The 24,879-nt window shown below is 58.8% G+C and carries 22 protein-coding genes; 11 read left to right on the forward strand and 11 right to left on the reverse strand.

Annotation, left to right across the window (positions count from 1 at the left end):
- Nucleotides 1–3: 3 nt before the first annotated feature.
- The 8 genes from AC07VR_RS01485 to AC07VR_RS01520 all read left to right on the forward strand — a co-directional run bounded on the left by AC07VR_RS01485 (nucleotide 4) and on the right by AC07VR_RS01520 (nucleotide 7,848).
- A complete protein-coding gene (locus AC07VR_RS01485) occupies nucleotides 4–1,005 on the forward strand; it encodes a diguanylate cyclase domain-containing protein (protein WP_494992536.1) in 1,002 nt (333 codons plus the stop codon).
- A gap of 93 nt (nucleotides 1,006–1,098) precedes the next feature.
- Nucleotides 1,099–2,194 (forward strand): peptide chain release factor 2 gene (prfB, locus tag AC07VR_RS01490; protein WP_494992537.1). Its coding sequence is split into 2 segments (ribosomal slippage): nucleotides 1,099–1,170 and nucleotides 1,172–2,194, totalling 1,095 coding nucleotides; the frame shifts between segments, so codons are not numbered across the junction.
- A gap of 126 nt (nucleotides 2,195–2,320) precedes the next feature.
- Nucleotides 2,321–3,823, forward strand: a complete 1,503-nt coding sequence (lysS, locus tag AC07VR_RS01495; protein WP_494992538.1) for a lysine--tRNA ligase — start codon at nucleotides 2,321–2,323, stop codon at nucleotides 3,821–3,823.
- A 111-nt stretch (nucleotides 3,824–3,934) separates the two neighbouring features.
- Entirely contained in the window at nucleotides 3,935–4,639 is a 705-nt protein-coding gene (locus tag AC07VR_RS01500; protein ID WP_495010373.1) for a TetR/AcrR family transcriptional regulator, read from the forward strand.
- A gap of 27 nt (nucleotides 4,640–4,666) precedes the next feature.
- The gene (locus tag AC07VR_RS01505; protein ID WP_494992539.1) at nucleotides 4,667–5,215 is read left to right on the forward strand and encodes a hypothetical protein; all 549 of its coding nucleotides are present in this window, start codon (nucleotides 4,667–4,669) and stop codon (nucleotides 5,213–5,215) included.
- A gap of 34 nt (nucleotides 5,216–5,249) precedes the next feature.
- Entirely contained in the window at nucleotides 5,250–6,527 is a 1,278-nt protein-coding gene (locus tag AC07VR_RS01510; RefSeq protein ID WP_494992540.1) for a flavohemoglobin expression-modulating QEGLA motif protein, read from the forward strand.
- Between the two features lie 83 nt (nucleotides 6,528–6,610).
- Nucleotides 6,611–7,525: an alpha/beta hydrolase gene (locus tag AC07VR_RS01515; protein ID WP_494992768.1), complete on the forward strand. Its 915-nt coding sequence runs from the start codon at nucleotides 6,611–6,613 to the stop codon at nucleotides 7,523–7,525.
- Nucleotides 7,522–7,848 (forward strand): PA3694 family proteiin, encoded by a 327-nt coding sequence (locus AC07VR_RS01520; RefSeq protein ID WP_494992541.1) that lies wholly within the window; start codon nucleotides 7,522–7,524, stop codon nucleotides 7,846–7,848. Before AC07VR_RS01515 ends, AC07VR_RS01520 begins: the two co-directional genes overlap by 4 nt.
- Before the next feature lie 58 nt (nucleotides 7,849–7,906).
- Here AC07VR_RS01520 and AC07VR_RS01525 read toward each other — a convergent pair whose 3' ends face one another.
- From AC07VR_RS01525 to AC07VR_RS01540, 4 genes are all read right to left on the reverse strand, one after another.
- A complete protein-coding gene (locus tag AC07VR_RS01525; RefSeq protein WP_495010310.1) occupies nucleotides 7,907–8,284 on the reverse strand; it encodes a hypothetical protein in 378 nt (125 codons plus the stop codon).
- A gap of 84 nt (nucleotides 8,285–8,368) precedes the next feature.
- A complete protein-coding gene (locus AC07VR_RS01530; RefSeq protein WP_494992543.1) occupies nucleotides 8,369–9,178 on the reverse strand; it encodes a putative RNA methyltransferase in 810 nt (269 codons plus the stop codon).
- The gene (dapE, locus tag AC07VR_RS01535; protein ID WP_494992544.1) at nucleotides 9,178–10,329 is read right to left on the reverse strand and encodes a succinyl-diaminopimelate desuccinylase; all 1,152 of its coding nucleotides are present in this window, start codon (nucleotides 10,327–10,329) and stop codon (nucleotides 9,178–9,180) included. Before dapE ends, AC07VR_RS01530 begins: the two co-directional genes overlap by 1 nt.
- Nucleotides 10,330–10,555: 226 nt before the next feature.
- Nucleotides 10,556–13,147: a glycosyltransferase gene (locus tag AC07VR_RS01540; RefSeq protein ID WP_494992545.1), complete on the reverse strand. Its 2,592-nt coding sequence runs from the start codon at nucleotides 13,145–13,147 to the stop codon at nucleotides 10,556–10,558.
- Between the two features lie 277 nt (nucleotides 13,148–13,424).
- Between AC07VR_RS01540 and tcdA the strand changes: the two genes are divergently transcribed.
- Nucleotides 13,425–14,234 carry a tRNA cyclic N6-threonylcarbamoyladenosine(37) synthase TcdA gene (gene tcdA / locus AC07VR_RS01545; RefSeq protein ID WP_495010311.1) on the forward strand — a complete coding sequence of 270 codons (810 nt, stop codon included), beginning with the start codon at nucleotides 13,425–13,427 and terminating at the stop codon, nucleotides 14,232–14,234.
- Nucleotides 14,235–14,344: 110 nt separating this feature from the next.
- On the opposite strand, the gene AC07VR_RS01550 is transcribed toward tcdA, so the two are convergent.
- The 7 genes from AC07VR_RS01550 to map all read right to left on the reverse strand — a co-directional run bounded on the left by AC07VR_RS01550 (nucleotide 14,345) and on the right by map (nucleotide 22,671).
- Nucleotides 14,345–14,752, reverse strand: a complete 408-nt coding sequence (locus tag AC07VR_RS01550) for a SufE family protein (RefSeq protein ID WP_495010312.1) — start codon at nucleotides 14,750–14,752, stop codon at nucleotides 14,345–14,347.
- Complete coding sequence (locus tag AC07VR_RS01555; RefSeq protein WP_494992548.1) at nucleotides 14,749–15,954, reverse strand: aminotransferase class V-fold PLP-dependent enzyme; 1,206 nt, start codon at nucleotides 15,952–15,954, stop codon at nucleotides 14,749–14,751. Before AC07VR_RS01555 ends, AC07VR_RS01550 begins: the two co-directional genes overlap by 4 nt.
- A 77-nt stretch (nucleotides 15,955–16,031) precedes the next feature.
- A complete protein-coding gene (gene dapD, locus AC07VR_RS01560) occupies nucleotides 16,032–17,066 on the reverse strand; it encodes a 2,3,4,5-tetrahydropyridine-2,6-dicarboxylate N-succinyltransferase (protein WP_495010313.1) in 1,035 nt (344 codons plus the stop codon).
- 32 nt (nucleotides 17,067–17,098) lie between these two features.
- Nucleotides 17,099–17,407 (reverse strand): arsenate reductase, encoded by a 309-nt coding sequence (locus AC07VR_RS01565; RefSeq protein ID WP_494992550.1) that lies wholly within the window; start codon nucleotides 17,405–17,407, stop codon nucleotides 17,099–17,101.
- Nucleotides 17,408–17,908: 501 nt separating this feature from the next.
- Nucleotides 17,909–19,108 (reverse strand): succinyldiaminopimelate transaminase, encoded by a 1,200-nt coding sequence (gene dapC / locus AC07VR_RS01570; protein ID WP_494992551.1) that lies wholly within the window; start codon nucleotides 19,106–19,108, stop codon nucleotides 17,909–17,911.
- Nucleotides 19,109–19,142: 34 nt separating this feature from the next.
- A complete protein-coding gene (locus AC07VR_RS01575) occupies nucleotides 19,143–21,845 on the reverse strand; it encodes a [protein-PII] uridylyltransferase (RefSeq protein ID WP_495010314.1) in 2,703 nt (900 codons plus the stop codon).
- A gap of 43 nt (nucleotides 21,846–21,888) precedes the next feature.
- Complete coding sequence (gene map, locus AC07VR_RS01580; RefSeq protein ID WP_494992553.1) at nucleotides 21,889–22,671, reverse strand: type I methionyl aminopeptidase; 783 nt, start codon at nucleotides 22,669–22,671, stop codon at nucleotides 21,889–21,891.
- A 381-nt stretch (nucleotides 22,672–23,052) separates the two neighbouring features.
- Here map and rpsB point away from each other — a divergent pair, with 381 nt between their 5' ends.
- Both rpsB and tsf read left to right on the forward strand, forming a co-directional pair.
- Complete coding sequence (rpsB, locus tag AC07VR_RS01585) at nucleotides 23,053–23,793, forward strand: 30S ribosomal protein S2 (RefSeq protein ID WP_494992554.1); 741 nt, start codon at nucleotides 23,053–23,055, stop codon at nucleotides 23,791–23,793.
- 203 nt (nucleotides 23,794–23,996) lie between these two features.
- Entirely contained in the window at nucleotides 23,997–24,860 is an 864-nt protein-coding gene (gene tsf / locus AC07VR_RS01590) for a translation elongation factor Ts (protein WP_494992555.1), read from the forward strand.
- Nucleotides 24,861–24,879 lie beyond the last annotated feature (19 nt).

Below are 24,879 nucleotides of genomic sequence, written 5' to 3' on the forward strand. Positions count from 1 at the left end.
CACATGCATGACTTGCAGCTCGACGATTTCAAAACCGATGAAAATGCCGCGATGGTGTTGTTGGTCGATGATCAGGCAATGATCGGTGAGGCTGTGCGGCGCGGGCTGGCCCATGAAGAGAATATCGATTTCCACTTCTGCGCCGACCCGCATCAGGCCATCGCTCAGGCGATCCGCATCAAGCCGACGGTGATCCTTCAGGATCTGGTCATGCCCGGTCTGGACGGCCTGAGTCTGGTACGTGAATACCGTAACCACCCGGCGACCAAGGATATTCCGATCATCGTGCTGTCGACCAAGGAGGATCCCTTGATCAAGAGCGCGGCGTTTGCCGCAGGCGCTAACGATTACCTGGTCAAGCTGCCGGACAATATCGAACTGGTCGCGCGTATCCGCTATCACTCGCGCTCTTACATGACCCTGCTGCAACGTGATGCGGCGTATCGCGCGTTGCGGGTCAGCCAGCAGCAGTTGCTCGACACCAATCTGGTGCTGCAGCGGTTAATGAACTCCGACGGCCTGACCGGGCTGTCCAATCGCCGGCATTTCGATGAATACCTCGAGCTGGAATGGCGGCGAGCCCTGCGCGATCAGACGCAACTTTCATTGTTGATGATCGATGTCGATTACTTCAAGTCCTACAACGATAACTTCGGCCATCTGGAGGGCGATGAAGCCCTGCGCAAAGTCGCCACGACCATTCGCGACGCCAGCAGTCGACCGTCCGACCTGCCAGCCCGTTATGGCGGCGAAGAATTCGTCCTGGTGCTGCCCAATACCTCGCCGGGTGGCGCGCGGCTGGTGGCCGAGAAACTGCGTCAGACTGTGGCTGCGCTGGGAATTGTGCATATCTCCCCGACCGAAGGCTCGAGCCTGACCATCAGCATCGGCCTGTCGACCATGACCCCGCAGCAGGGCACTGATTGCCGGCAACTGATCTCGGCAGCCGACAAAGGTTTGTACCTGGCGAAAAACAATGGGCGTAATCAAGTGGGGATTGAATGAAGTAGGGCCCCATCGGCCAAGCGGGCTGCCTTGACAGCCTGATTGCGTTATACTCGTCGGCTTTCAAAAGTTCGCCAACGAGTGCTGCCCGCCATGGAAATCAACCCGATCCTTAACAGTATCAAGGACCTGTCCGAGCGCTCCGAAACTATTCGGGGGTATCTTTGACTACGATCAAAAGCATGAGCGTCTGACCGAAGTCAATCGCGAGCTTGAAGATCCGAGTGTCTGGAACAACCCTGAATACGCCCAGAATCTAGGCCGCGAGCGTTCCTTGCTGGCCCAGATCGTCGATACCCTCGATGAAATGCACAGCGGTCTGGCCGATGCCAAAGACCTGTTGCTGATGTCTGCCGAGGAAGAAGACCAGGCGGCTGTAGACGACGTTGCCGCTGAAGTGGAGCGTCTGCGCGAATCCCTCGAGAAGCTCGAATTCCGCCGGATGTTCAGTGGCGAGATGGACGCCAATAACGCGTACCTGGACATTCAATCCGGTTCCGGCGGCACCGAAGCCCAGGACTGGGCCAATATCCTGCTGCGCATGTACCTGCGCTGGGCGGATAAACGCGGTTTCGAGGCGACCATCATGGAACTGTCCGCCGGTGAAGTTGCCGGGATCAAAGGCGCGACCGTGCACATCAAGGGTGAATACGCCTTTGGCTGGCTGCGTACCGAAATCGGCGTGCACCGTCTGGTGCGCAAGAGCCCATACGACTCCGGCAACCGTCGTCACACCTCGTTCTCGGCAGTTTTCGTCTCGCCGGAAATTGATGACAACATCGAAATCGACATCAACCCGTCGGATTTGCGGATCGATACCTATCGCTCCTCCGGTGCCGGTGGTCAGCACGTAAACACCACCGACTCGGCTGTACGTATTACCCACGTACCGACCAACACCGTGGTCAGTTGCCAGAACGAACGTTCCCAGCACGCCAACAAAGACACCGCGATGAAAATGTTGCGGGCGCGCTTGTACGAGCAGGAAGTGCAGAAACGCAACGCCGCCTCGCAAGCCCTGGAAGACACCAAGTCGGACATCGGCTGGGGTCACCAGATTCGCTCGTACGTGCTCGACCAGTCGCGGATCAAGGATCTTCGTACTAGCGTCGAACGCAGCGATTGCGACAAGGTGCTTGACGGTGATATCGACGAATACCTGGTGGCAAGCCTCAAGCAAGGGCTGTAAAGCAGCCATACATGATCACTGCGCAGCTGCGGTGATCATGTAGGAGCATGGGGGGACGCCTAGTCCTTGCCCGCGAACCCTGCCGCAAGGCAGGGGCAACGAACCTGTGATGGAAAATTTAAAGACATGAGCGACCTACAACTCGACCCGCAAGCCCTGCAACAGGAAGAAAACTCCCTGATCGCCCTGCGCAAGGAAAAGCTTGCTGCCGAGCGCGCCAAGGGCCAGGCCTTCCCCAACGACTTCCGCCGCGACGCCTACTGCGAAGACTTGCAGAAGAAGTACGCGGACAAGACCAAGGAAGATCTGGCAGAGGCAGCGATCCCGGTCAAGGTGGCCGGTCGTCTCATGCTCAATCGTGGTTCCTTCATGGTGATCCAGGACATGTCCGGGCGCATCCAGGTTTACGTCAACCGTAAAACCCTGTCGGAAGAAACCCTGGCCGCGGTCAAGACCTGGGACCTGGGCGACATCATTGCCGCCGAAGGCACCCTGGCCCGTTCCGGCAAAGGCGACCTGTACGTTGAAATGACCAACGTGCGCCTGCTGACCAAGTCCCTGCGCCCGCTGCCGGACAAGCACCACGGCCTGACCGATACCGAAACCCGTTATCGCCAGCGCTACGTCGACCTTATCGTCAACGAAGACGTGCGTCAGACCTTCCGCGTGCGTTCGCAAGTGATCGCGCACATCCGCAGCTTCCTGATGAAGCGCGACTTCCTCGAAGTCGAAACGCCGATGCTGCAGACCATTCCGGGCGGCGCTGCGGCCAAACCGTTCGAAACCCACCACAACGCCCTGGACCTGGACATGTACCTGCGCATCGCGCCGGAGCTGTACCTCAAGCGTCTGGTGGTCGGCGGTTTCGAGCGTGTGTTCGAGATCAACCGCAACTTCCGTAACGAAGGCGTTTCGACCCGGCACAACCCCGAGTTCACCATGCTCGAGTTCTACCAGGCCTACGCTGACTACGAAGACAACATGGACCTGACCGAAGAACTGTTCCGTGAACTGGCGCAGCTGGTTCTGGGCAGCACCGACGTGCCTTATCAGGGCAAGGTGTTCCACTTCGGCCAGCCGTTCCAGCGCATCTCGGTGTTTGCTTCGATCCTCAAGTACAACCCGGAAATCACCGCCGCGGACCTGGAAAGCATCGACACGGCCCGTGCCATCGCCAAGAAGGCCGGCGCCGACGTCAAAGGCTTCGAAGGCCTGGGCAAGCTGCAAACCATGATTTTCGAAGAGCTGGTGGAGCACAAGCTGGAACAGCCGACCTTCATCACCGAATACCCGTTCGAAGTGTCGCCGCTGGCACGTCGCAACAACACCAACCCGAACGTCACCGACCGTTTCGAGCTGTTCATCGGAGGCCGCGAAATCGCCAACGCCTACTCCGAGTTGAACGACGCGGAAGACCAGGCGGAGCGATTCCAGGCCCAGGTGGCCGACAAGGACGCCGGTGACGACGAAGCCATGCACTACGACGCCGACTTCGTTCGTGCGCTGGAATACGGCATGCCACCAACTGCCGGTGAAGGTATCGGTATCGACCGTCTGGTGATGTTGCTCACCGACGCTCCGTCGATCCGTGACGTGATCCTGTTCCCGCATATGCGGCCGCAAGCATAAGTGTTATGAATAAGAAGCCGCCTACATCAGGCGGCTTTTTATTGTCTGTGTGGAACTGACGTACTTCTAATTCATAGTGATGTGAGAGGAATATCTGTCGTGAATGGTGCAATTGCTCTAGAAGGTGCAGCTGGAATCGCCACTGCGGTCGCTGAAAGTGTTCAGTACCAGGGCCGCAAGGCCAGCCGACAGGGAAGCGAGCAGCGCCGACAGGTTATTCTCGATGCCGCGATGCGTATCGTCGTGCGTGACGGCGTGCGTGCGGTGCGTCACCGCGCAGTGGCTGCCGAGGCCGATGTGCCGTTGTCGGCGACTACTTACTATTTCAAGGATATCGATGACCTGCTCACCGATACCTTCGCTCAATATGTGGAGCGCAGTGCAGCCTACATGGCCAAATTCTGGGCCAATAGCGAGGGCTTGCTGCGCGAGATGGTCGCTTTCGGTGACGGCAGCCGGGAGTCTCGTTCACAACTGGCTGACGACATTGCCCGGTTGACCGCCGACTATGTGCAGCGCCAATTGCACAACCGCCGTGAACACTTGATGGCCGAGCAGGCATTTCGCCAGGAGGCGCTACTCAACCCGCGTCTGGCGCTGTTGGTGCGTTCGCATCAGCAAATCCTCCTACAGGGCACTTGCCATTTTTTCCAGGTATTGGGTTCCCGTGAGCCACAACAAGATGCCAAAGTGTTGACGGCTATAATCGGACGGATGGAATATCAGGGCCTGCTCAATGACGCGGAACCAGCGGCCGAGGAAGAAATACTCGGTATCCTTACGCGTTACATGCATTTGGTGCTGGCCTCCGTGTGACGACCGCGGTGTTCAAAGGAGTGTTGAATGAAGTCCTGGCGTGAGGTCGTGATCGCCATGTCGTTTCTGCTGCTCAGTGGCTGTCTGGTGAGTGTCAAGCAGCCACTGCCGGCTGATCAGGCGGCACCTGCCGCGCTGCTCGGCAAATGGACGAGCAAGAACGTCTGGGGCGGGGCGCTCAACCTTGAGCTGAGCCGCGTCGCGACCAATCGCTACAAGGCTGTCAGCTACCCCAAAGGCGAGCCGAAACAGCGCGAGGCTTATGACTTCACCGTTTCCCGCCATGGCAGCCGCTGGTACTTGTCGGCGGCGGTGCCGGATCAATTCGGCGGCCACTTCACTATCGCCGGTTTCGAGTTGACCGATAACCATGAATTGGTGGTCTACAACCTGGACCTGGAGCAGATTCGCCAGGCGCTGGGGCAAGAGGCCTTGAGTGGCGAGCCGTTTGAAACCAAAGAAGGCGATGGTGTTCTGATCAGCAACCCGCTGGAACAGGTGTTCGCCTATCTGGATGATCCCGCCAACTCTGACGTATTCGTCGAAGCGGCGCGCTTCCAGCGTTTGGGCAAGTAAACGCGGCATAGAACGTTATCAATAGGAGTTTCGGGTGGACGATTACCAGCAGACGATACGCACTTTGTCCGATCGCATAGTGCTGGCGCAAACACCAATCCGCGTACTGGATGCGGTCAAGTGGGACGAGAACATCCGCAAAGGATTCCTCAAGGCCAAAGGCAAGGAAATGCCTGCCGTCGACCGTGACTACTACCTCAATCGCCCACTGTCGTTCGACTCCAGTGCGGTGAAGCTGGAGTTCCAGAACATCGAGCGTGACATCACCCGTCAACTGGGTCAGTTCAACCCGGTCGGGCAGATCATGCGGCGTATGTGCAAGGAATACCGCATGGTGGTGCGCATGCTCGAAGCGCGCGGCACCGAAGATTTCGGTCTGATCTCCCAAGAGCTTTATGGCGCGGCGTCCGACGCCTTCCATGCCGGTGACCCGACCCTGGCCGACCTGGGCCTGATGCTCTCCGATTATCTGAACAACATCGACGGCCGTGGCGACCTCAAGGACGAACCCAAGACCTTGACCTCCAAAGAGGCTGTCCATCTGCTGCAATGCCGCTTGAACAAAGTCTTTGGCGAAGCCGAGGACACCATCCGGGTGTTCGAGTCCGACGGGATCGTCGCTGACGCGGCAGCCGGTGCCGACTACATCAAGATCCGCACCGATGCGATGTTCAACAACCGTGACGTGCGCGCTTTGGAGGTCCATGAGGGGCTGGTACACGTCGGCACCACGCTCAATGGCCTGAACCAGCCGATCTGCACCTTCCTGTCCAAGGGCCCACCGTCCTCGACCGTGACCCAGGAAGGCCTGGCGATCCTGATGGAAATCATTACCTTTGCTTCCTATCCAAGCCGCCTGCGCAAACTGACCAACCGCACCCGCGCTATTCACATGGTGGAAGAGGGGGCGGATTTCTTGCAGATCTTCGAGTTCTTCCGCGAACAAGGCTTCGAGGCGGAGCAAAGCTATAGCAATGCCAGTCGGGTGTTCCGCGGATCAGTGCCTAATGGTCTGCCATTTACCAAAGACTTGTCCTACCTCAAGGGCTTTATCATGGTTTACAACTACATTCAGTTGGCCGTGCGTAAGGGCATGCTTGAGCAGATACCCTTGTTGTTTTGTGGCAAGACCACTCTGGAAGACATGCGTACCTTGCGCCAGTTGTTGGACGAAGGCCTGATCGTACCGCCCAAGTATTTGCCGGACCAGTTTCGTGACATGAACGCTTTGTCGGCCTGGATGTGCTTCTCCAACTTCCTCAATCACCTGAGCCTGGACCGGATCGAGGCGGACTACTCGAATATCCTGTAACAACACACCATTGCATTGATCGTTCCCACGCTCTGCGTGGGAACGATCAGATGTCCCACCATTTTTTGCGAGGTTTCAAACGGATGAGAATCCTCGGCATTTTTTGTCTGTTACTGACCTTGAACGGCTGCAGCTCCTTGCTGTTCTACCCCGAACCCGGTCTGCCGTTCACTCCGCAAAAAGCCCGACTGCAATACCGCGACGTCACCCTGACCACGGCCGATGGCATCAAACTGCACGGTTGGTGGCTGCCGGCCAAGGCTGGTGTGGCGCTCAAAGGCACGGTGCTGCATCTGCACGGCAATGGCGGCAATCTGGCCTGGCACCTGGGGGGTAGTTGGTGGCTGCCGAAGGAGGGTTATCAGGTGCTGCTGGTGGACTATCGCGGCTATGGCCTGTCTGAAGGTGAGCCGCGGCTGCCGGAGATTTATCGGGACATCGACGCAGCATTCCAATGGCTGGACAAGGCCCCTGAGGTTCAAGGCAAACCGCTGGTGCTTCTCGGTCAGAGCCTCGGTGGTGCGCTGGCCGTGCACTATTTGGTCGAACATCCCGAGCGCCAGCACCAGCTCAAGGCGCTCATTCTTGACAGCGTGCCGGCCAGTTACCGTGATGTCGGGCGCTCCGCCTTGAGCACCTCCTGGCTGACCTGGCCGTTTCAGGTGCCATTGTCCTGGCTGGTGCCGGACGCTGACAGCGCAATCAACGCCATGCCGCAACTGCGCGGTGTACCGAAATTGATCTACCACAGCATCGATGATCCGATCGTGCCTCTTTCCAGCGCTATCCGTCTGTATCAAGCTGCGCCGCCGCCCAGGGTGCTGCAATTGACCCGCGGAGGTCATGTGCAGACCTTTGCCGACCCGATCTGGCGAAAAGTCATGCTGCGCTATCTGGATGACCCGCAGCATTTCAACGGCCTGCGCCGGCTGGGCGAAATCCCGAATTACCCGCTACCCCCGAATTCAGAAGTTGAACCTCCAGAGAGTCCGCAATGAGTGAAGAACGTAACGCCATCCCCCTCATCATCACCGGTATCTGCAGCATCCTCGGCACCGTGGCATGCCTGTGGTACTACGGCTACCTGCACTTCGCCAAACCGGAAGATGCGCTGCTTTTGAACGATTTCACCATGCTCAAGACGCAGCCAGGCGAGGATTACAAAATCTCCCTGGAGCCCGCTGCTGAAGTGGCGCAATGCGTTGATGGTGTGCTGGTGCTGTTCGACACCGAGCAGAAAGGCTTGACCGGCGTGTTGGTCAATAACAAGAAGAAGGCTGTGCGCTGCATGGGCCAGGAGACGCCGCAGCTGGAGCAGTGATGTTACAGTCAGCCATAAATCCGGAATCCTTAACAGATTCCGGATTTATGGCAGTGAATTACGCCGTATGCCAGGTGATCTCTTCTTCACCATCAACGCTGATGCGAATCCAGCGATCAGCCGTTTCCTCGCCTTCATCCTCAACCCAGCTACCCGGTGCGCAACGCACCTCGACGTTCAACGCGGCGAAAGCGGCGCGAGCGCAGGCGATGTCGTCGTCCCATGGGGTCTGGTCGCTATCCAGGTGCAGGCTGTTCCACTTGCCCACAGCCTTCGGCAGCCAGGTTACCGGCACGTTGCCGGCCTTGCATTTGTAAGTCTGGCCTTTCTGCACCCAGTCGGTGCAAGGGCCCAGAGCCGTGCCGAGCCAGGCCGCAATGGCCTTGTGATCAACGTCGGCGTCTTTCAGGTAAATCTCGATATCGGGTTGGCGCATGGATGTCCTCACTGCGGGTCTGAAAAATCCATTCGCGGATTTAGTCGGCCTCAAGACTAATGCTCAAGACCATAAATTAATGGGTTATTGAAGAACGAAGTAATCGTAGCGCATTGATACGCTGACCTCGAACGGCTCGGCCTGTTCGATGACATTCGCCCGGCGTTCGGCACTGGCACGCCAGCCGTGGGGCGTCATTGCCAGCAGGTTGGCGCGGTCCTGGGGCGCGACCAGGCTGAGTTTGAAGTCCAGGGTTTCACTGTGTTGCAACTGCATGCCTTCTGGTACCAGGGCCAGATGCTTGTCGTCGGCGTAATCGCGGACTTCGTCATACAGGCGCTCGCGTAATTCCATCAAGTGACCGCTGGTCGGTCCGACGCGCATCAAGCCACCACCGGGGCTGAGCAGGCGCTTGGCTTCCTGCCAGTCCAGAGGGCTGAAGACGCTGGCGAGGAACTGGCAGCTGGCATCGGCCAAAGGTACGCGGGCCATGCTGGCGATCAACCAGGTCAGCTTCGGATTGCGCCGGCAGGCGCGTTTCACTGCTTCGCGGGAGATATCCAGGGCGTAACCGTCAGCGTTGGGCAATCCTTCGGCGATTTGTGCGGTGTAGTAACCCTCACCACAACCGATATCCAGCCAGCGCTGTGGCGCACGTTCGGCGGCCAGTTCGGCAAGGCGCCTGGCCACCGGTGCGTAATGGCCGGCGTTAAGGAAATCACGGCGCGCTTCGACCATGGCCTGGTTGTCGCCGGGATCGCGGCTGTTCTTGTGCTGCACCGGCAGCAGGTTCAGGTAACCCTGGCGCGCGCGGTCGAAGCGGTGCCCGACGGGGCAGACCACTCCATTGTCGACCGCGCTCAGCGGCGCGGTGCAGATAGGGCAGGTGAGCATCAGGCGAGCAACTTGATCAGGGTCTGGTAGTAGATTTCGGTCAGTACATCGAGGTCGCTGGCGAGCACTCGCTCATTGACCTGATGGATCGTCGCGTTGACCGGGCCCAATTCGACCACTTGGGTGCCCATGGTCGCGATGAAGCGCCCGTCGGACGTGCCGCCGCTGGTGGAAGCCTTGGTTTCACGGCCGGTAATGGCCTTGATGCTGTCCGATACGGCATCGAGCAACGCGCCCGGTTCGGTGAGAAACGGCAGACCGGACAGCGCCCACTCCACGTGCCAGTCCAGGCCATGCTTGTCGAGGATATCGGCGACCCGCTGTTGCAGGCCTTCGACGGTCGACTCGGTGGAGAAACGGAAGTTGAACACGGCAACCAGATCACCCGGGATCACGTTGGTCGCACCGGTGCCGGAGTTCAGATTGGAGATCTGGAAGCTGGTAGGCGGGAAGAAGCTGTTGCCATTGTCCCAATGCTCGGCGGCAAGTTCCGCCAGTGCCGGGGCAGCGAGATGGATCGGGTTCTTCGCCAGGTGCGGGTAGGCCACGTGACCTTGCACACCGCGTACAGTGAGCCTGGCTCCGAGGGAGCCGCGACGACCGTTTTTCACCACATCACCGACCAGGGCGGTGCTCGACGGCTCGCCGACGATGCACCAGTCCAGACGTTCCTTGCGGGCAACGAGGCGCTCGATCACCGCTTTAGTGCCGTGATGAGCCGGGCCTTCTTCGTCACTGGTGATCAGGAAGGCCACCGAGCCTTTGTGATCCGGGTAGTCGCTGACAAACCGCTCGGCCGCCACGGTCATGGCGGCCAGGCTGCCTTTCATGTCGGCCGCGCCACGGCCGCAGAGCATGCCGTGTTCGTCGATCAGTGCGTCGAATGGGTCTGTCTGCCAGGCTTGCACCGGGCCGGTCGGGACCACGTCGGTGTGGCCAGCGAAGCACAGCACCGGGCCTTCGTGTTTGCCGTGGGTCGCCCAAAAGTTATCCACATCCTCGATGCGCATTGGCTCCAGCTTGAAGCCGGCATCGCCCAGGCGCTGCATCATCTGCTTCTGGCAATCGGCGTCGACCGGCGTGACGGAGGGACGGCGGATCAGGTCGATGGCCAGTTGAAGGGTCGGCGAAAGGTCGGCGTGGGCCGTCATGTAATAACTCCGAAAGCATTGGTGTGGGAGCGGGCCGGGCGGCGTTCCGCTTGCCCGCGAAGAACGATGATGAGGTTTGTCTGTTACACCGAGTCGCTTCAATCGCGGGCAAGGGCTCGGCGCCCAGCCCCCCTGCTCCTGCGGTCGTGGGGCTGGGCGCGCAAAATGGTGGATATCTTAAAGCAAAACGGCGACCAGAGGCCGCCGTTTAGTTGTTTGCGCAGATTTAGGCGGCAGGTGCCGGCTCTGTCTCTGGCGCAGGTTTTGGCAGTGAAGACAGGAACGCCATGATCAGCGCGGCCAGATACGGCAGCGACTGCACCAGCAGCATGGTCACCCAGAAGCGCATGTCGTTGCTCGGTATGCCCTGCACCAGGAATATCCCCAGCGCCGCGCCCCACAACAGCAGCATGATGAACATCTCTTCACGGGCTTCCGAGATCGCCACCCAAAAGCCGTGGTTGTCGGCATTTTTCGGCGTACGGAAGAACGGAATACTGCTGGTGAAGAAGCCGTACAGCACCGCCTTGGCAATGGTGTGGGACAACGCCAGACCCGCCAGTGCCGCCGCGAACGCATCCTTCATGTCGACCCCGACCGCACGACGGTAGAGGAAGATGATCTTGCCGACCTTGAACACGAACAACGCCAATGGCGGGATCGCGAAAATCAACAGCGGTGGATCGACTCGTTGCGGCACGATGATCATCGCCGCCGACCACAGCAGAGCGCCGACAGTGAAGAAGATGTTCATGCCGTCCGCGACCCACGGCAACCAACCCGCGAGGAAGTGATAGCGCTGGCCACGGGTCAGTTCGGTGTCTTTACCGCGCAACAGGCTTGCGGTGTGACGCTTGATGATCTGAATCGCTCCGTAGGCCCAGCGGAAACGCTGTTTCTTGAAATCGATAAAGGTATCGGGCATCAGGCCCTTGCCGTAGCTTGTGTGGTAATACGCCGCCGACAGACCTTTTTCGAATATCCGCAGACCCAACTCGGCGTCCTCACAGATGCACCAGTCGGCCCAGCCCAGTTCTTCGAGCACCGAACGGCGGGTCATGGTCATGGTGCCGTGCTGGATGATCGCATCACGGTCGTTACGAGTGACCATACCGATGTGGAAGAAGCCTTTGTATTCCGAGTAGCAGAGCTTCTTGAAGGTGCTTTCGTTCTGGTCGCGATAATCCTGCGGTGACTGCACCACGGCGATTTTCGGGTCGGCGAAATGCGGCACCATGTGCTTGAGCCAGTTCGGCTCGACGCAGTAATCGGAGTCGATCACCGCGATGACTTCGGCGTCCGGCGCGGTGCGCGGAATCAGGTAATTCAGCGCGCCACCCTTGAAGCCGGCCAGTGGCGCGACGTGGAAGAACTTGAAGCGCGGGCCGAGCGTCTCGCAGTAGGCCTGTACCGGTTCCCAGACTGCCGGGTCCTTGGTGTTGTTGTCGATGATCAGAACTTCGAAGTCCGGATAGTCGAGGTTGGCCAGCGCATCGAGGGTCTGTTTGACCATCTCCGGTGGCTCGTTGTAGCAGGGCACGTGGATCGAGACTTTTGGACGGTAGTCGGAATCGCCCACCACCGGCAGGAATTCGCGCCGGCGTTTTTGGGTCCAGACCGCTTCGGCCAGTTCGTGGGCCTCAGTCAACAGCACGATAAACACCCCGAGCGCACCGAGGGCGAGCAAGAAGCCTACCGTCAGGCTGAACCAGGTGCTGTATTGCTGGCTGTAGTCGTAGCCGATCCACACCAGCACCGAACCGCAAAGGAACGCGACAAAGGTCAGGAAGGTGCGGCCACGCTGACGCAGGGCCGAACCGTCGATCATCAGCAGGGTCAAGGACAACAACGCCAGGACGACCGAGCCGATGGCCAGTACTCGCCATTGCGGAATCGCAACCACCGGGCCTTCAAAGTTGAATTTCTGCTGACGCGCGGCGTTGTAAACGCCCCAATACGCGCCTACCGAGCCTTCGTCGCTGGCTTTCCATGGCTGGTCAAACGCTTCGATCACGAAGTAGTTGAAGCCCTGGCGGTTGAGCTTGTTCACCAGCGTGCGCAGGTAAATAGCCTGGTCAGCCGGGGTCGCATCAGCGCCACCGCGCATGCGGCCGTTGCTCGGCCAGCCCACTTCGGACAGCAGCAGAGGTTTTTTCGGGAACATCTTTTTCAGGTCACGGGCACGGTCCAGGACGAACTGACCGGCCTTGTCCATCGGGATGAACTCCCAATAAGGCAGGACGTGGGCCGCGATCAGGTCGACGTGCCTGGCCAGCTCCGGATGTTCTTCCCAGACGTGCCATTGCTCGGACGTGGTGACCGGAACCTTGACGGCCGCGCGCACGCGATCAAGCAGAACGCTCAGTTCCTTGGCGGTGATTTCCTTGCGAAAGATCGCTTCGTTGCCTACGACGACGCGCACAACACTGCGTGAGCTGTTGGCGAGTGCAATGGCACGGGTGATTTCGCGCTCGTTACGCTCTTGATCCGGGCTGATCCAGATCCCCAGGGTTACCCGCAGGCCGAACTCTTCAGCCAGCTTCGGGATGTCCTCAAGCGTGCCGTCGACCGAGTAGGTACGGATGTTGTCGGTCAGCTTGCTCATGATCTCCAGATCACGACGCATTTCATCGTCGGATGGATACTGGTCTTTCTGTGGGTACTGCCCTTGCTGGAACGGCGAGTAAGAAAAACCGGAGATCTGTTCAGGCCAGTTGGGGGCCGTGACCGGGCGATTGATCAGCGCCCAGAAGCCGGTGAATAGCGCGGCGATTGCCAGAACCACCACCAGATTGAGTCCAAATTTACGCGATGACATAGAGATTTCGGGTTCCAAAGGGTGTGGAACGAAGGAACTGTTGGCAGGTGCCAAACGGCGCGCATCCTACACTGACCTTCAACTTACCGTACAGCATGTGAAGAGAAGGTCGCCGTTGGGCAACGGCTCTTCACTTAAGTTCTTATCGGCTGTTTTTGTAGCTCAAATAACCGCGCTGATTAGCCTATTGAAAGAGGCTTGGCCACCGTTCATAGCGCAAAGGTGCTCTTGGCCAGCATCGGCCCTATAATGCGCGCCGGTTTTTGGGGTAATGGTCATGAGTACAGAAGATCCGCGGTTTGCTGGCGTTGCCCGTTTGTACGGCATCGAAGGTCTGGAGCGCTTGCGTGCGGCCCATGTGGCGATCGTCGGGGTCGGCGGAGTTGGCTCCTGGGCGGCGGAAGCTATCGCCCGTTGCGGGGTCGGTGAGATATCGCTGTTCGATCTGGACGATGTTTGTGTCAGCAACAGTAATCGTCAGTTGCACGCATTGGACAGCACCGTCGGTCAGGCCAAGGTCGAGGTGATGGCTGAGCGCTTGCGCGGGATCAACCCAGTCTGCACGGTGCATGCCGTGGCCGACTTCGTCACTCGCGAGACCATGGCCGAGTACATCACACCAGACATCGATTGCGTAATCGACTGCATCGACAGTGTCAACGCCAAGGCGGCGCTGATCGCCTGGTGCAAACGCCGCAAGATTCAGATCATCACCACCGGCGGCGCCGGGGGGCAGATCGACCCCACGCTGATTCAGGTCTGTGACCTGAACCGTACCTTCAATGACCCTCTGGCATCCAAGGTCCGCTCCACCTTGCGCCGTGATTACGGCTTCTCCCGCACAGTGACCCGCCATTACAGCGTGCCCTGCGTGTTTTCTACGGAACAACTGCGTTACCCGAAACCGGACGGCAGTATTTGCTTGCAGAAGAGTTTTGTCGGCGACGGCGTGAAACTTGACTGCGCGGGCGGTTTTGGCGCCGTGATGATGGTAACGGCGACCTTCGGCATGGTCGCCGCGACCAAGGCTGTGGACAAGATTGTTGCCGGGGTACGGCGGCCGGCGGATCGGGTCAAACCTGCCTGATAGATCGTTCCCATGCTCCGCGTGGGAATGCAGCCCGTGACGCTCTGCGTCACAAGAGCGGACGCAGAGCGTCCATTGAGGCATTCCCACGCAGAGCATGGGAACGATCATCAGTACCCAGCCAACTCCCGCATCCTCTGCAATACGGCATTCAAGCCATTGCTGCGCGATGGTGACAACTGCCGGGCCAGGCCCAACTGGTTGAACCAGTCCGGCAAGTCGACCTGCTGCAAATCCTCTGCAGACAAACCGTTGACCCGTACCAGCAGCAACGCCACCAAGCCACGAATCAACCGCGCATCGCTGCTGGCGGTGAATTGCCAATGGTCGTCCTGCAACGTACCCAGCAACCAAACCTGACTTTCACAGCCCTGCACCCGATTGGCCTCGGTCTTTTCCACATCGCTCAAGGGCGGTAGTCGATCGCCCCACTGCATCAGCAGGCGTGCTCGCTGTTCCCATCCGGCGGCGCTCTGAAAGGTTTCCAGTGCCGTCAGCGCTTCGGCGGGCAAACTCATCGCAACAACTCCAGGGCTTGATCCAGCGCTTCAAAGAATCGCTCCAGGTCTTCGGAGTCGTTGTACAGTGCCAACGACACCCGAATCGCTCCCGCAAGACCCAAGCCTTTGAGCAACGGCATCGCGCAATGATGGCCGGCGCGTACGGCAATTCCTTGTTCGGTCAGCAGATGCGCGAGGTCAGAGTTGTGCACGCCCTCGACGACAAAGCTGGCCAGCGCCACCTCAGGTTTGCCCAGCAGGCGAATGCCTTTGCGCGCATGCAAACCTTGCAGCAGATAGGCATGCAATGCGGCCTCATGGGCGTTGACCGCATCCAGATCGAGCCCGCTCAGGTAATCGAGGGTCGCACCGAGGCCGATCACACTGGCAATCGGCGGTGTTCCGGCTTCGAAACCGAGCGGGGCGGGTCGGAAGGAGGCGTGCCGGTAGTCCGCGTTTTGCACCATTTCGCCACCGAACTGCCAGTGGCGCAATTGGTGCAGCGCCTCACTGCGGCCGTAGAGCACGCCGAGGCCGTCCGGTCCGTAAAGCTTGTGGCTGGAAAATACATAGAAATCGCAGCCCAAAGCCTGCACATCGTGTCGCCCATGGACAACACCTTGAGCGCCATCGACCACGGTCAAGGCACCATGGGCCTTGGCCATCGCCAAAAGCGCCGGCAACGGCTGCCAGGCGCCGAGTACGTTGGACAACTGGCTGACCGCCAGCAGGCGAGTACGCGGGCCGATCAGGCTTGCCGCGGCATCGAGATCGATCAAGCCGTCGGCGTCCAATGGCAAGACGATCAGCTCAAGGCCGCGACGCAGGGCCAGCTGTTGCCAAGGCAGCAGGTTGGCGTGGTGTTCCAGGGCGCTGATGACAATTTCATCACCGGCATTGAATTGGTGTTCCAGACCATAGGCCAGGAGGTTCAGCGCGGAGGTCGCGCCGTGGGTAAAGATGATCTGCCCGCTTTCGCCTGCACTGAGCCAATGCGCGACCTTGCTGCGGCTGTCTTCGAACGCCTGAGTGGCGTGGGCGCCGGGCAGGTGTTGGGCTCGATGGACATTGGCCGCGCCATTGGCGTAGTAGTGCGTCAGGGCGTCCAGCAGGGCTTGGGGTTTTTGAGTGGTGGCGGCGTTATCCAGATAGGTCTGGTCTTGCCGTTGCAATGCGGCGATGGCCGGGAAATCGGCGCGCCAGGCAGAGGGCACAAGCATGGTGGTCAAGACTCGTTTGAGCCTGTCGGATGCTGATTATAAGCGCCCGACAGGCTCCGTTGGCATCGAGTCGCTGCTTAGTTGTGAGCGTGCAGCGCTTCGTTCAGTTCGATGGCCGACTTGTGGGTTTTGCACTCCACGGCACCGGTCTCCGAATTGCGGCGGAACAACAGGTCAGGCTGGCCAGCCAGTTCACGGGCCTTGAGCACTTTGACCAGCTTGTTGTTCTCGTCCAGCAGCGCCACTTTGGTACCAGCGGTCACGTACAGGCCGGACTCGACGGTGTTGCGATCGCCCAACGGAATGCCGATACCGGCGTTGGCGCCGATCAGGCAGCCTTCGCCGACCTTGATCACGATGTTGCCGCCGCCCGACAGGGTGCCCATGGTCGAGCAACCGCCGCCCAGGTCCGAACCCTTGCCGACGAACACGCCAGCCGAAACGCGACCTTCGATCATGCCCGGGCCTTCGGTGCCGGCGTTGAAGTTGACGAAACCCTCGTGCATCACGGTAGTGCCTTCGCCGATGTAGGCGCCCAGACGAATCCGCGCGCTGTCAGCCAGCCGCACACCGCTCGGTACCACGTAGTCGGTCATTTTCGGGAACTTGTCTACCGAGAATACTTCCAGCAACTCGCCACGCAGACGGGCTTCGAGTTGATGCTCGGCGAGTTCCGCGAGGTCGATCGCACCCTGGCTGGTCCAGGCGACGTTCGGCAGCAGCGGGAAAATGCCGGCCAGGTTCAGGCCGTGAGGCTTGACCAGACGATGGGACAGCAGGTGCAGTTTGAGGTAGGCCTCAGGGGTGGAGCTCAATTGCGCGTCTTCTGCCAGCAACGTGGCGACCAGCGGCTTGTGGCTTTCGGCCAGGCGGGTCAGCAATGCGGCTTGCGCGGCGTCGATGCCTTTGAGTGCTTCAGCCAGTTGCGAAGCCTGGGCAGTGCTGAATGCGATGGCCTGATTGCCTTCGGTGTAACCCAGAACCGGGACAATAGCGGCGACCAGTTCGGCCGACGGATTGAGCAGCGGCTGGGCGTAAAACACTTCCAGCCACGCGCCTTGACGATTCTGGGTGCCGACACCGAAGGCCAGGCTGAACAGGGTAGTGGACATGGGATTACCTCTACAAAATTGAACGGGCTGGCTTACTTGAGCGCTGCCGCGTAGATATCTGGCTTGAAGCCAATCAGGGTTCTGTCACCGAGATCGAGCACCGGGCGCTTGATCATCGAAGGTTGTGCGAGCATCAGTTCGATGGCTTTCGTCTGGTCGAGATCGGCTTTGCGTTCGTCGTCGAGTTTGCGAAAGGTCGTGCCTGCGCGGTTCAACAGCACTTGCCAGCCGTGCTCATCGCACCACTGGGTCAGGTGTTCTCGGTCAATTCCGGCCGCTTTGTAATCATGGAATTCATAGCTGGCAGCGTTTTCATCGAGCCAGGTGCGCGCTTTTTTCATGGTGTCGCAAGCTTTGATGCCGAAAAGGTGCAACGTTTTGCTTGAAGCGGTCAAGGAATTGCCCCCCTTTGGAGATGCTGGAAACGAAAGGTGACGGATTATGCCACGACCGGGCAGGTTCGGCGTCGGCTGCGGCCGAGCTTTGTTGCAATGTATTACAGATTTCCGGGCCCGTTGCGACATTGGTGCGGCGGTCAGCCAGCAGCTTAGACGACTAATGTGGCACTTCAATGGCGAACAGTTGCCAGGCGGGTGCCATTAGCTTTCGATTGATTGGCAATCGCGCTTCAGAATCGCCGGTTGCGGCACGGTACCCAGCCCTTGCAATGGCGCAGCGCGCGGCCAGCCGGAGGAAGTCTCTGATGCGCTGGTTTGGCTGCTCTCGGGCGACGTGCTGCGAGAGGTGGCAGTTCAAGTGATGCTGTGAAGCTATCGCGAGCAAGCTCGCTCCTGCAAAAAGCGCTATTCATTGCAGGAGCGAGCTTGCTCGCGATCGGCCGCTTACTTGCGACGCTGAATGAAGTCGCGAATCCGCTCGGCGGCTTCAACGCATTCGGCCAGCGGCGCAACCAGTGCCAAACGTACACGTCCGGCGCCTGGGTTGAAGCCTTTGACTTCACGGGACAGATACGAGCCTGGAACTACGGTTACATGTTCTTCGGCAAACAGCTGGCGGCAGAACTCGGCGTCATCGCCCTCAACATTCGGCCACAGATAGAAGCCACCATCCGGGCACTGCACATCGAGAACCGGGCTCAGAATTTCCAGCACCGCATCGAATTTTTCCCGGTACAGCGTTCGGTTGGCGCGCACGTGCTCTTCGTCGTTCCAGGCCGCGATGCTTGCGAGCTGCGTCTGAACCGGCATGGCGCAACCGTGGTAGGTGCGGTACAGCAGGAAGGCTTTGAGGATCTCGGCGTCACCGGCAACAAAGCCGGAGCGCAGGCCAGGCAGGTTGGAACGTTTGGACAGACTGTGGAATACCACGCAGCGCTTGAAGTCCTTGCGCCCCAGTGCCACGCAGGCGCTGAGCAGGCCGGGCGGTGGCGTCTGCTCATCAAAATACAGTTCGCTGTAGCACTCGTCGGCAGCGATCACGAAGTCGTACTCGTCGGCCAGAGCGATCAGCTTTTTCAGGGTTTGCAGTGGGATCAACGCGCCGGTCGGATTGCCCGGAGAGCACAGGAACAGAATCTGGCAGCGCTGCCAGACATCGGCTGTTACCGCGTCGAAATCCGGATTGAAGCCGTTTTCGTCCAGGCAAGGCAGGTAATGCGGCTTGGCCCCGGCAAGGAAGGCTGCACCTTCATAGATTTGATAGAAGGGGTTCGGGCTGACGATCAGTGCTTCATCGCTGCGGTTGACCACCGTCTGGGTGAAGGCGAACAGCGCCTCGCGCGTACCGTTGACCGGCAGAATATTACGGGCAGGGTCGAGCCAGCCGTCGGGGACGCTGAAGCGACGTTCGCACCAATGAGCAATTGCTTCACGCAGGGCTGCAATACCCAGAGTGGTCGGGTAGACCGCCATCTGATCCAGGTTGCTGGCCAGGGCTTGGGCGACAAAGTCGGGCGAGCGATGTTTAGGCTCGCCGATGGACAGGGCAATCGGGCGTTTACCTGCTGCGGGCTGAACAGTGCCGAGCAGGGCGCGGAGTTTTTCGAAGGGGTAGGGCTGCAACTGGTTCAGAGCGTTGTTCATTGCTGGCGGATCTCACTCAGGTCATGGCGCGCGACTAGAAGCTCAGGCGCGACAGTTCGATATTCGGTTCGTGGCTGACGCTCAATTGTTCAACGATGGCGTCCTGCAAGCGGCTGCACAGCTGCGGGTCGGACAACGGTTGGTTGTTTGCGTCGGTGATGAAAAATACGTCTTCCACGCGTTCGCCGAGGGTGGCGATCTTGGCGTTCTGCAGCGACAGATCGAACTCGAGGAAGATTGTCCCGATCCGTGCCAACAAGCCGGGCCGGTCCGGAGCGCTCAGCTCAAGGACAGTCACCGGACGCTGGGCGTCGTTGTGGATGGTGACCTGTGGCGGGAAAGCGAAGTGCTTGAGCTGGCGTGGCACCCGTCGCTGAATGATGGTCGGGTAGTCAGCCGGATTGCGCAGGGCTTCGGTCAGGCCGTCGCGGATCTGCTTGACGCGCAGAGGGTTGTCGCCGATCGAGTCGCCATCGGTGTCGAGGACGATATACGTGTCGAGGGTGAACTGGCTGCTGGAGGTGATGACCCGGGCGTCGTGAATGTTCAGGTTGAGCTGGTCCATTGCCGCCACGGTCACAGCGAAGAAGTCGTGCTGGTCTGGCGCGTAGATGAAGATCTGCGTTCCGCCCTCGAATTCTCGCTGTGTGGTTTCCTTGATCAGCACCAAGGGGCCGCCGTCGGCGGGCTGTTGCAGGATCGCATCGCTGTGCCAGGCCACGTCGCCAGCGGTATGGCGCAGGAAGTAGTCGTCGCCCAGTTGTGCCCAGAGCTGTTCGACGTCATCCGGATCGGTGCCGCTGCGTACCAGGATGTCCAGGGCAGCGCTCTGGGTCTGGCGAATCTGCTGTTCACGATCCACCGGATTTTCCAGGCCGCGGCGCAAGGCACGCTTGGTCTCGGTGTAGAGCTGACGCAGCAGGCTCGCCCGCCAGGAGTTCCACAGGGTCGGATTGGTCGCATTGATGTCGGAGACGGTCAGCACATACAGATAGTCGAGCCGGGTCTGATCGCCAACGATTTGTGCGAAATCGTGGATAACCTGGGGATCGGACAGATCCTTGCGCTGGGCGGTGGTCGACATCACCAGGTGGTTCTGCACCAGCCAGACAATCAGTCGGCTGTCCCACTGCGGCAGCTGATGGCGTGCGCAGAACGCCTCGGCATCTACTGCGCCAATGTCCGAGTGATCGCCATGCCGACCCTTGCCGATGTCGTGATACAGGCCGGCCAGGTAGATCAACTCGGGTTTTGGCAGCTTGCCCATGAGTTTGCTGGCTAGCGGGAATTTTTCGGAAGCCTGGGTGTACTGCAGTTTACGCAGGTGTTTGATCAGGTTCAGGGTATGGGCGTCAACGGTATAGATGTGGAACAGATCGTGTTGCATCTGGCCGACGATAAAGCCGAATTCCGGTAGATAGCGCCCGAGAATGCCATAACGGTTCATTCGCCGCAGATTGCGGTGGACGCCGATCTCGCACTTGAACAATTCGATGAACAGGCTGGTATTGCGGATATCATGGCGGAATTCGTCGTCAATCAAGTGACGGTTTTCCCTCAGCAAACGGACGGTATCGGCGCGAACTCCTTTAATCTCCGGGTGCTGAGCCATCAGCAGGAAGATCTCCAGCATCGCGAATGGCGTGCGTTTGAAGACATTGACGTTGGTGACTTCGATGTAGCCGTCATGCAGCTGGAAACGCGAGTTAAGCGGCTGCGAGGGCGCTTCATCTTCTGATGCGAGAATGATTTCCTCGAAGTGCTGGATGATCAAGTCGCTGAGCTGGGCAATGCTCATGACCACCCGGTAATACTGCTGCATGAAGCTTTCGATAGCCTGCTTGGCGTCATCCCCCGCGAAGCCCAGCAACCCGGCTATCGAGCGCTGGTGATCGAACAGCAGGCGGTCCTCGGAGCGTCCGGCCAGCATGTGCAAGGCGTAACGGACCTTCCACAGAAATTCCTGGGATGAAGCCAGCAGGGTGTTCTCGCTCTCCACCAGGAAGCCCTCGCCAGCCAGTGCACGCAAGTTCAGCGTGCCGTACTGGCGGCGGGCTACCCAGAGAATTGTCTGGATATCCCGCAGGCCACCGGGCGAGCCTTTGACGTTGGGTTCCAGGTTGTATTCGGTATCGTTGTATTTGTGGTGGCGGGCCTTTTGCTCGGCACGTTTGGCCAGAAAGAAGTCCTTGCTTGGCCACATATGAGCGGTACTGGTGACCTCCAGCATGCGCTGGCGCAAACGCTCGGGGCCAGCAATGGTGCGGCTTTCCATCAGGTTGGTGATGACCGTCAGGTCGGCGCGGGCTTCTTCGGCACATTCATCCACCGAACGCACGCTTTGCCCGACTTCCAGGCCAATATCCCACAGCAACGTCAGAAAACGTTCGATGGAATCGCGGAAAGTCTCGTGATCGGCGCTGTCGAGCAGGATCAGCAGGTCGATGTCGGAGTAAGGGTGCAGCTCGCCGCGACCATAGCCGCCGACCGCGACCAGCGCGATGTCGGCGTCTTCGTTCCAGTTGAACTGCTCCCAGGCCTTTTGCAGGATGTTATCGATGAACCAGGCGCGATCCTCGATCAGTCGACGGATATCCCGACCGGCGCGAAAGCGCTCGTCGAGCGCCTCGCGGGCCTGGCGAATAGCTTTCTTGAAGGCCGCAATCGGGCTTGCCTTCAAGGCCAGTTCAGCCTGGAACTGACCGCGGTCGAAGAGTTCGGGATCCACCTGCGGCATCGATTGGCTTTCCTTTCTTTATGTAGGGGCAGAGCAGGACGGATCAGGCCGAAACGCGAGGGATAGTGTCATCGCTGCGCAGGGTGAAGATCTCGTAACCGGTGGCGGTCACCAGCAGCGTGTGTTCCCACTGCGCGGAGAGCTTGCGGTCCTTGGTGATCGCGGTCCAGCCGTCGCCCAATACTTTGGTGTCGGCGCGGCCCTGATTGATCATTGGCTCGATGGTGAAGGTCATGCCTTCTTTCAGTTCCATTCCGGTGCCGGCACGACCGTAGTGCAGGATCTGCGGCTCTTCGTGAAACACCTTGCCGATGCCGTGGCCACAGAACTCGCGGACCACCGAGAAACCGTTTTTCTCGGCGTGTTTCTGGATGACTTCACCGATGTCGCCAAGGCGGCAGCCAGGTTTGACCAGTTCAATGGCCTTGTACATGCATTCCTGGGTGACTTGCGACAGGCGCTCGGCCCAGACAGGCACGGTGCCAACGTGAAACATCCGGCTGGTGTCGCCGTGATAGCCATCTTTGATGACGGTGACATCGATGTTCAGGGTATCGCCATCCTTGAGTGGTTTCTCGTTCGGGATGCCGTGGCAGACCACATGGTTGATCGAGGTGCAGATCGACTTCGGGAAACCCTTGTAATTGAGAGGGGCAGGGATGGCCTTCTGTTCATTGACAATATAGTCGTGGCAGATGCGGTCCAGTTCGTCCGTGGTGACGCCGGGTTTGACGTATTCGGCGATCATTTCCAGCACGTCGGCGGCCAGTTTGCCGGCGACACGCATTTTTGCGATGTCCTCTGGGGTTTTGAGGGTGACGGTCATACAGGCTCTCTAGGCGCTCAAAGGCGCTATAAACACGGGAGATGGATTGCGTGACCAAATGTTGCGTCTTCGCAGCCCTAAAACACGATTCTAACAGACGGTCGGTGCAAATCATGAACGTCTTGCCATCGCTTCTCTCTATAGTAATGGTGCATTCTGATCCGATTCCAAGGTCAGGGTAAAAGCTGACGCCTGGAACGTGTGAATCCTGGTTTCGTTTTTCCCTTTCTTGTGGTATAAAATGCGCCGCTTTCCGGGGATACCTCGAAAAGTTTAAACCCACACACGCGTCGACACGATGACCTGGGTGCCTTCAGCTTGACGCTGCTGGTTGGTCATTGGGATGCGTGGAGGCCTAACCCGACTTATTAAGGAACTATCATGTCCCAAGTCAACATGCGCGATATGCTGAAGGCCGGTGTGCACTTCGGTCACCAAACCCGTTACTGGAACCCGAAAATGGGTAAGTACATTTTCGGCGCGCGGAACAAGATTCACATCATCAACCTTGAAAAAACCCTGCCAATGTTCAACGAAGCTCTGACTTTCGTAGAGCGTCTGGCCCAGGGCAAAAACAAGATTCTGTTCGTCGGCACCAAGCGTTCCGCTGGCAAGATCGTTGCTGAAGAAGCAGCACGTTGCGGTTCGCCGTACGTCGATCACCGCTGGTTGGGCGGCATGCTGACCAACTTCAAAACCATCCGTGCTTCCATCAAGCGTCTGCGTGACCTTGAAGTTCAGGCCGAAGACGGTACTTTCGCCAAGCTGACCAAGAAAGAAGCGCTGATGCGCACTCGCGATCTTGAGAAGCTGGATCGTAGCCTGGGTGGTATCAAGGACATGGGCGGTCTGCCAGACGCACTGTTCGTTATCGACGTTGATCACGAGCGCATCGCGATCACCGAAGCCAACAAGCTGGGCATCCCGGTTATCGGCGTTGTCGATACCAACAGCAGCCCGGAAGGCGTTGACTACATCATCCCAGGCAACGATGACGCAATCCGCGCCATCCAGTTGTACATGGGTGCGATGGCTGATGCTGTGATCAAAGGTCGCAACCACGTTGCTGGCGGCACCGAAGTGTTCGTCGAAGACGCTCCAGCAGCAGTAGTTGAAGGCTGAGTAGCTAGCGCTTAGCGTTTACTCAGTACGCAAAAAGGGGGCTTGGCCCCCTTTTTGCCACCTCGAAAATCGTTTGTTGAAAAATGCCCTCTGCAGTTTTTGTCATGAGCGGCGGTTAACAAGTGTTTCGGGAGTAGCGCAAGAATTGAACGCCCGTTCGGTCGGGTGGAATGGTTGAAAACCTATCCAAGAGGAATTTTGAAATGGCAGAGATTACTGCAGCGTTGGTCAAAGAACTGCGCGAGCGTACCGGCGAAGGCATGATGGACTGCAAGAAAGCCTTGACCAAGGCTGGCGGCGACATCGAAAAAGCCATTGATGACATGCGTGCTTCGGGCGCCATCAAGGCAGCCAAAAAAGCAGGCAACGTTGCTGCTGAAGGCGCAATCGCTATCAAGGACAATGGTAAAGCCGCAGTTCTGCTGGAAGTGAACTCGCAGACCGACTTCCTGGCTCTGCAAGACGACTTCAAAGTGTTCGTTGCTGCCAGCGTCGAACAGGCTTTTGCTGACAAACTGACTGATGCTGCTCCGCTGATCGAAGCGCGTGAAGCTGATCGTCTGGTTCTGGTTGGTAAAGTCGGCGAGAACGTCAACATCCGTCGTCTGGTTCGCGTTGAAGGTGACGTGGTCGGTACTTACCTGCACGGTAACAAGATCGGTGTTGCTGTCGTCCTGAAGGGCGGTAACGTTGAACTGGCTAAAGACATCGCGATGCACGTCGCGGCCAGCAACCCTGAGTTCCTGCTGCCGTCGGAAGTTTCCGCTGAAGCCATCGAGCGCGAAAAAGCCGTGTTCATGAGCCTCAACGAAGACAAGATCAAAGGCAAGCCAGCCGAAATCGTTGAAAAAATGGTTGCTGGTCGTATCAGCAAGTTCCTGGCCGAAGCCAGCCTGGTCAACCAGCAGTTCGTCAAGGACCCTGAAGTGACTGTTGGCGACCTGGCCAAGAAAGGCGGCGCTGAAATCGTTTCCTTCACTCGCTTCGCGGTAGGTGAAGGCATCGAGAAGCCAGTAGACAACTTCGCTGAAGAAGTTGCTGCTCAGCTGGCTGCTGCCAAGCAGTAAGACGGTTTTTTAAACTGTC

This window comes from Pseudomonas sp. GW821-FHT02H09 (assembly GCF_059421425.1).

Coding starts and splice junctions, on each gene's coding strand:
- AC07VR_RS01540 (WP_494992545.1), bottom strand. CDS start 13,147: ATGTCATCGCGTAAATTTGGACTCAATCTGGTGGTGGTTCTGGCAATC.
- rpsB (WP_494992554.1), top strand. CDS start 23,053: ATGTCCCAAGTCAACATGCGCGATATGCTGAAGGCCGGTGTGCACTTC.
- lysS (WP_494992538.1), top strand. CDS start 2,321: ATGAGCGACCTACAACTCGACCCGCAAGCCCTGCAACAGGAAGAAAAC.
- dapE (WP_494992544.1), bottom strand. CDS start 10,329: ATGACGGCCCACGCCGACCTTTCGCCGACCCTTCAACTGGCCATCGAC.
- AC07VR_RS01530 (WP_494992543.1), bottom strand. CDS start 9,178: ATGCTCACCTGCCCTATCTGCACCGCGCCGCTGAGCGCGGTCGACAAT.
- AC07VR_RS01565 (WP_494992550.1), bottom strand. CDS start 17,407: ATGAAAAAAGCGCGCACCTGGCTCGATGAAAACGCTGCCAGCTATGAA.
- AC07VR_RS01485 (WP_494992536.1), top strand. CDS start 4: ATGCATGACTTGCAGCTCGACGATTTCAAAACCGATGAAAATGCCGCG.
- dapC (WP_494992551.1), bottom strand. CDS start 19,108: ATGAACAACGCTCTGAACCAGTTGCAGCCCTACCCCTTCGAAAAACTC.
- dapD (WP_495010313.1), bottom strand. CDS start 17,066: ATGTCCACTACCCTGTTCAGCCTGGCCTTCGGTGTCGGCACCCAGAAT.
- AC07VR_RS01575 (WP_495010314.1), bottom strand. CDS start 21,845: ATGCCGCAGGTGGATCCCGAACTCTTCGACCGCGGTCAGTTCCAGGCT.
- AC07VR_RS01555 (WP_494992548.1), bottom strand. CDS start 15,954: ATGCTTGTGCCCTCTGCCTGGCGCGCCGATTTCCCGGCCATCGCCGCA.
- AC07VR_RS01520 (WP_494992541.1), top strand. CDS start 7,522: ATGAGTGAAGAACGTAACGCCATCCCCCTCATCATCACCGGTATCTGC.
- AC07VR_RS01505 (WP_494992539.1), top strand. CDS start 4,667: ATGAAGTCCTGGCGTGAGGTCGTGATCGCCATGTCGTTTCTGCTGCTC.
- AC07VR_RS01550 (WP_495010312.1), bottom strand. CDS start 14,752: ATGAGTTTGCCCGCCGAAGCGCTGACGGCACTGGAAACCTTTCAGAGC.
- tcdA (WP_495010311.1), top strand. CDS start 13,425: ATGAGTACAGAAGATCCGCGGTTTGCTGGCGTTGCCCGTTTGTACGGC.
- tsf (WP_494992555.1), top strand. CDS start 23,997: ATGGCAGAGATTACTGCAGCGTTGGTCAAAGAACTGCGCGAGCGTACC.
- map (WP_494992553.1), bottom strand. CDS start 22,671: ATGACCGTCACCCTCAAAACCCCAGAGGACATCGCAAAAATGCGTGTC.
- AC07VR_RS01515 (WP_494992768.1), top strand. CDS start 6,611: ATGAGAATCCTCGGCATTTTTTGTCTGTTACTGACCTTGAACGGCTGC.
- AC07VR_RS01525 (WP_495010310.1), bottom strand. CDS start 8,284: ATGCGCCAACCCGATATCGAGATTTACCTGAAAGACGCCGACGTTGAT.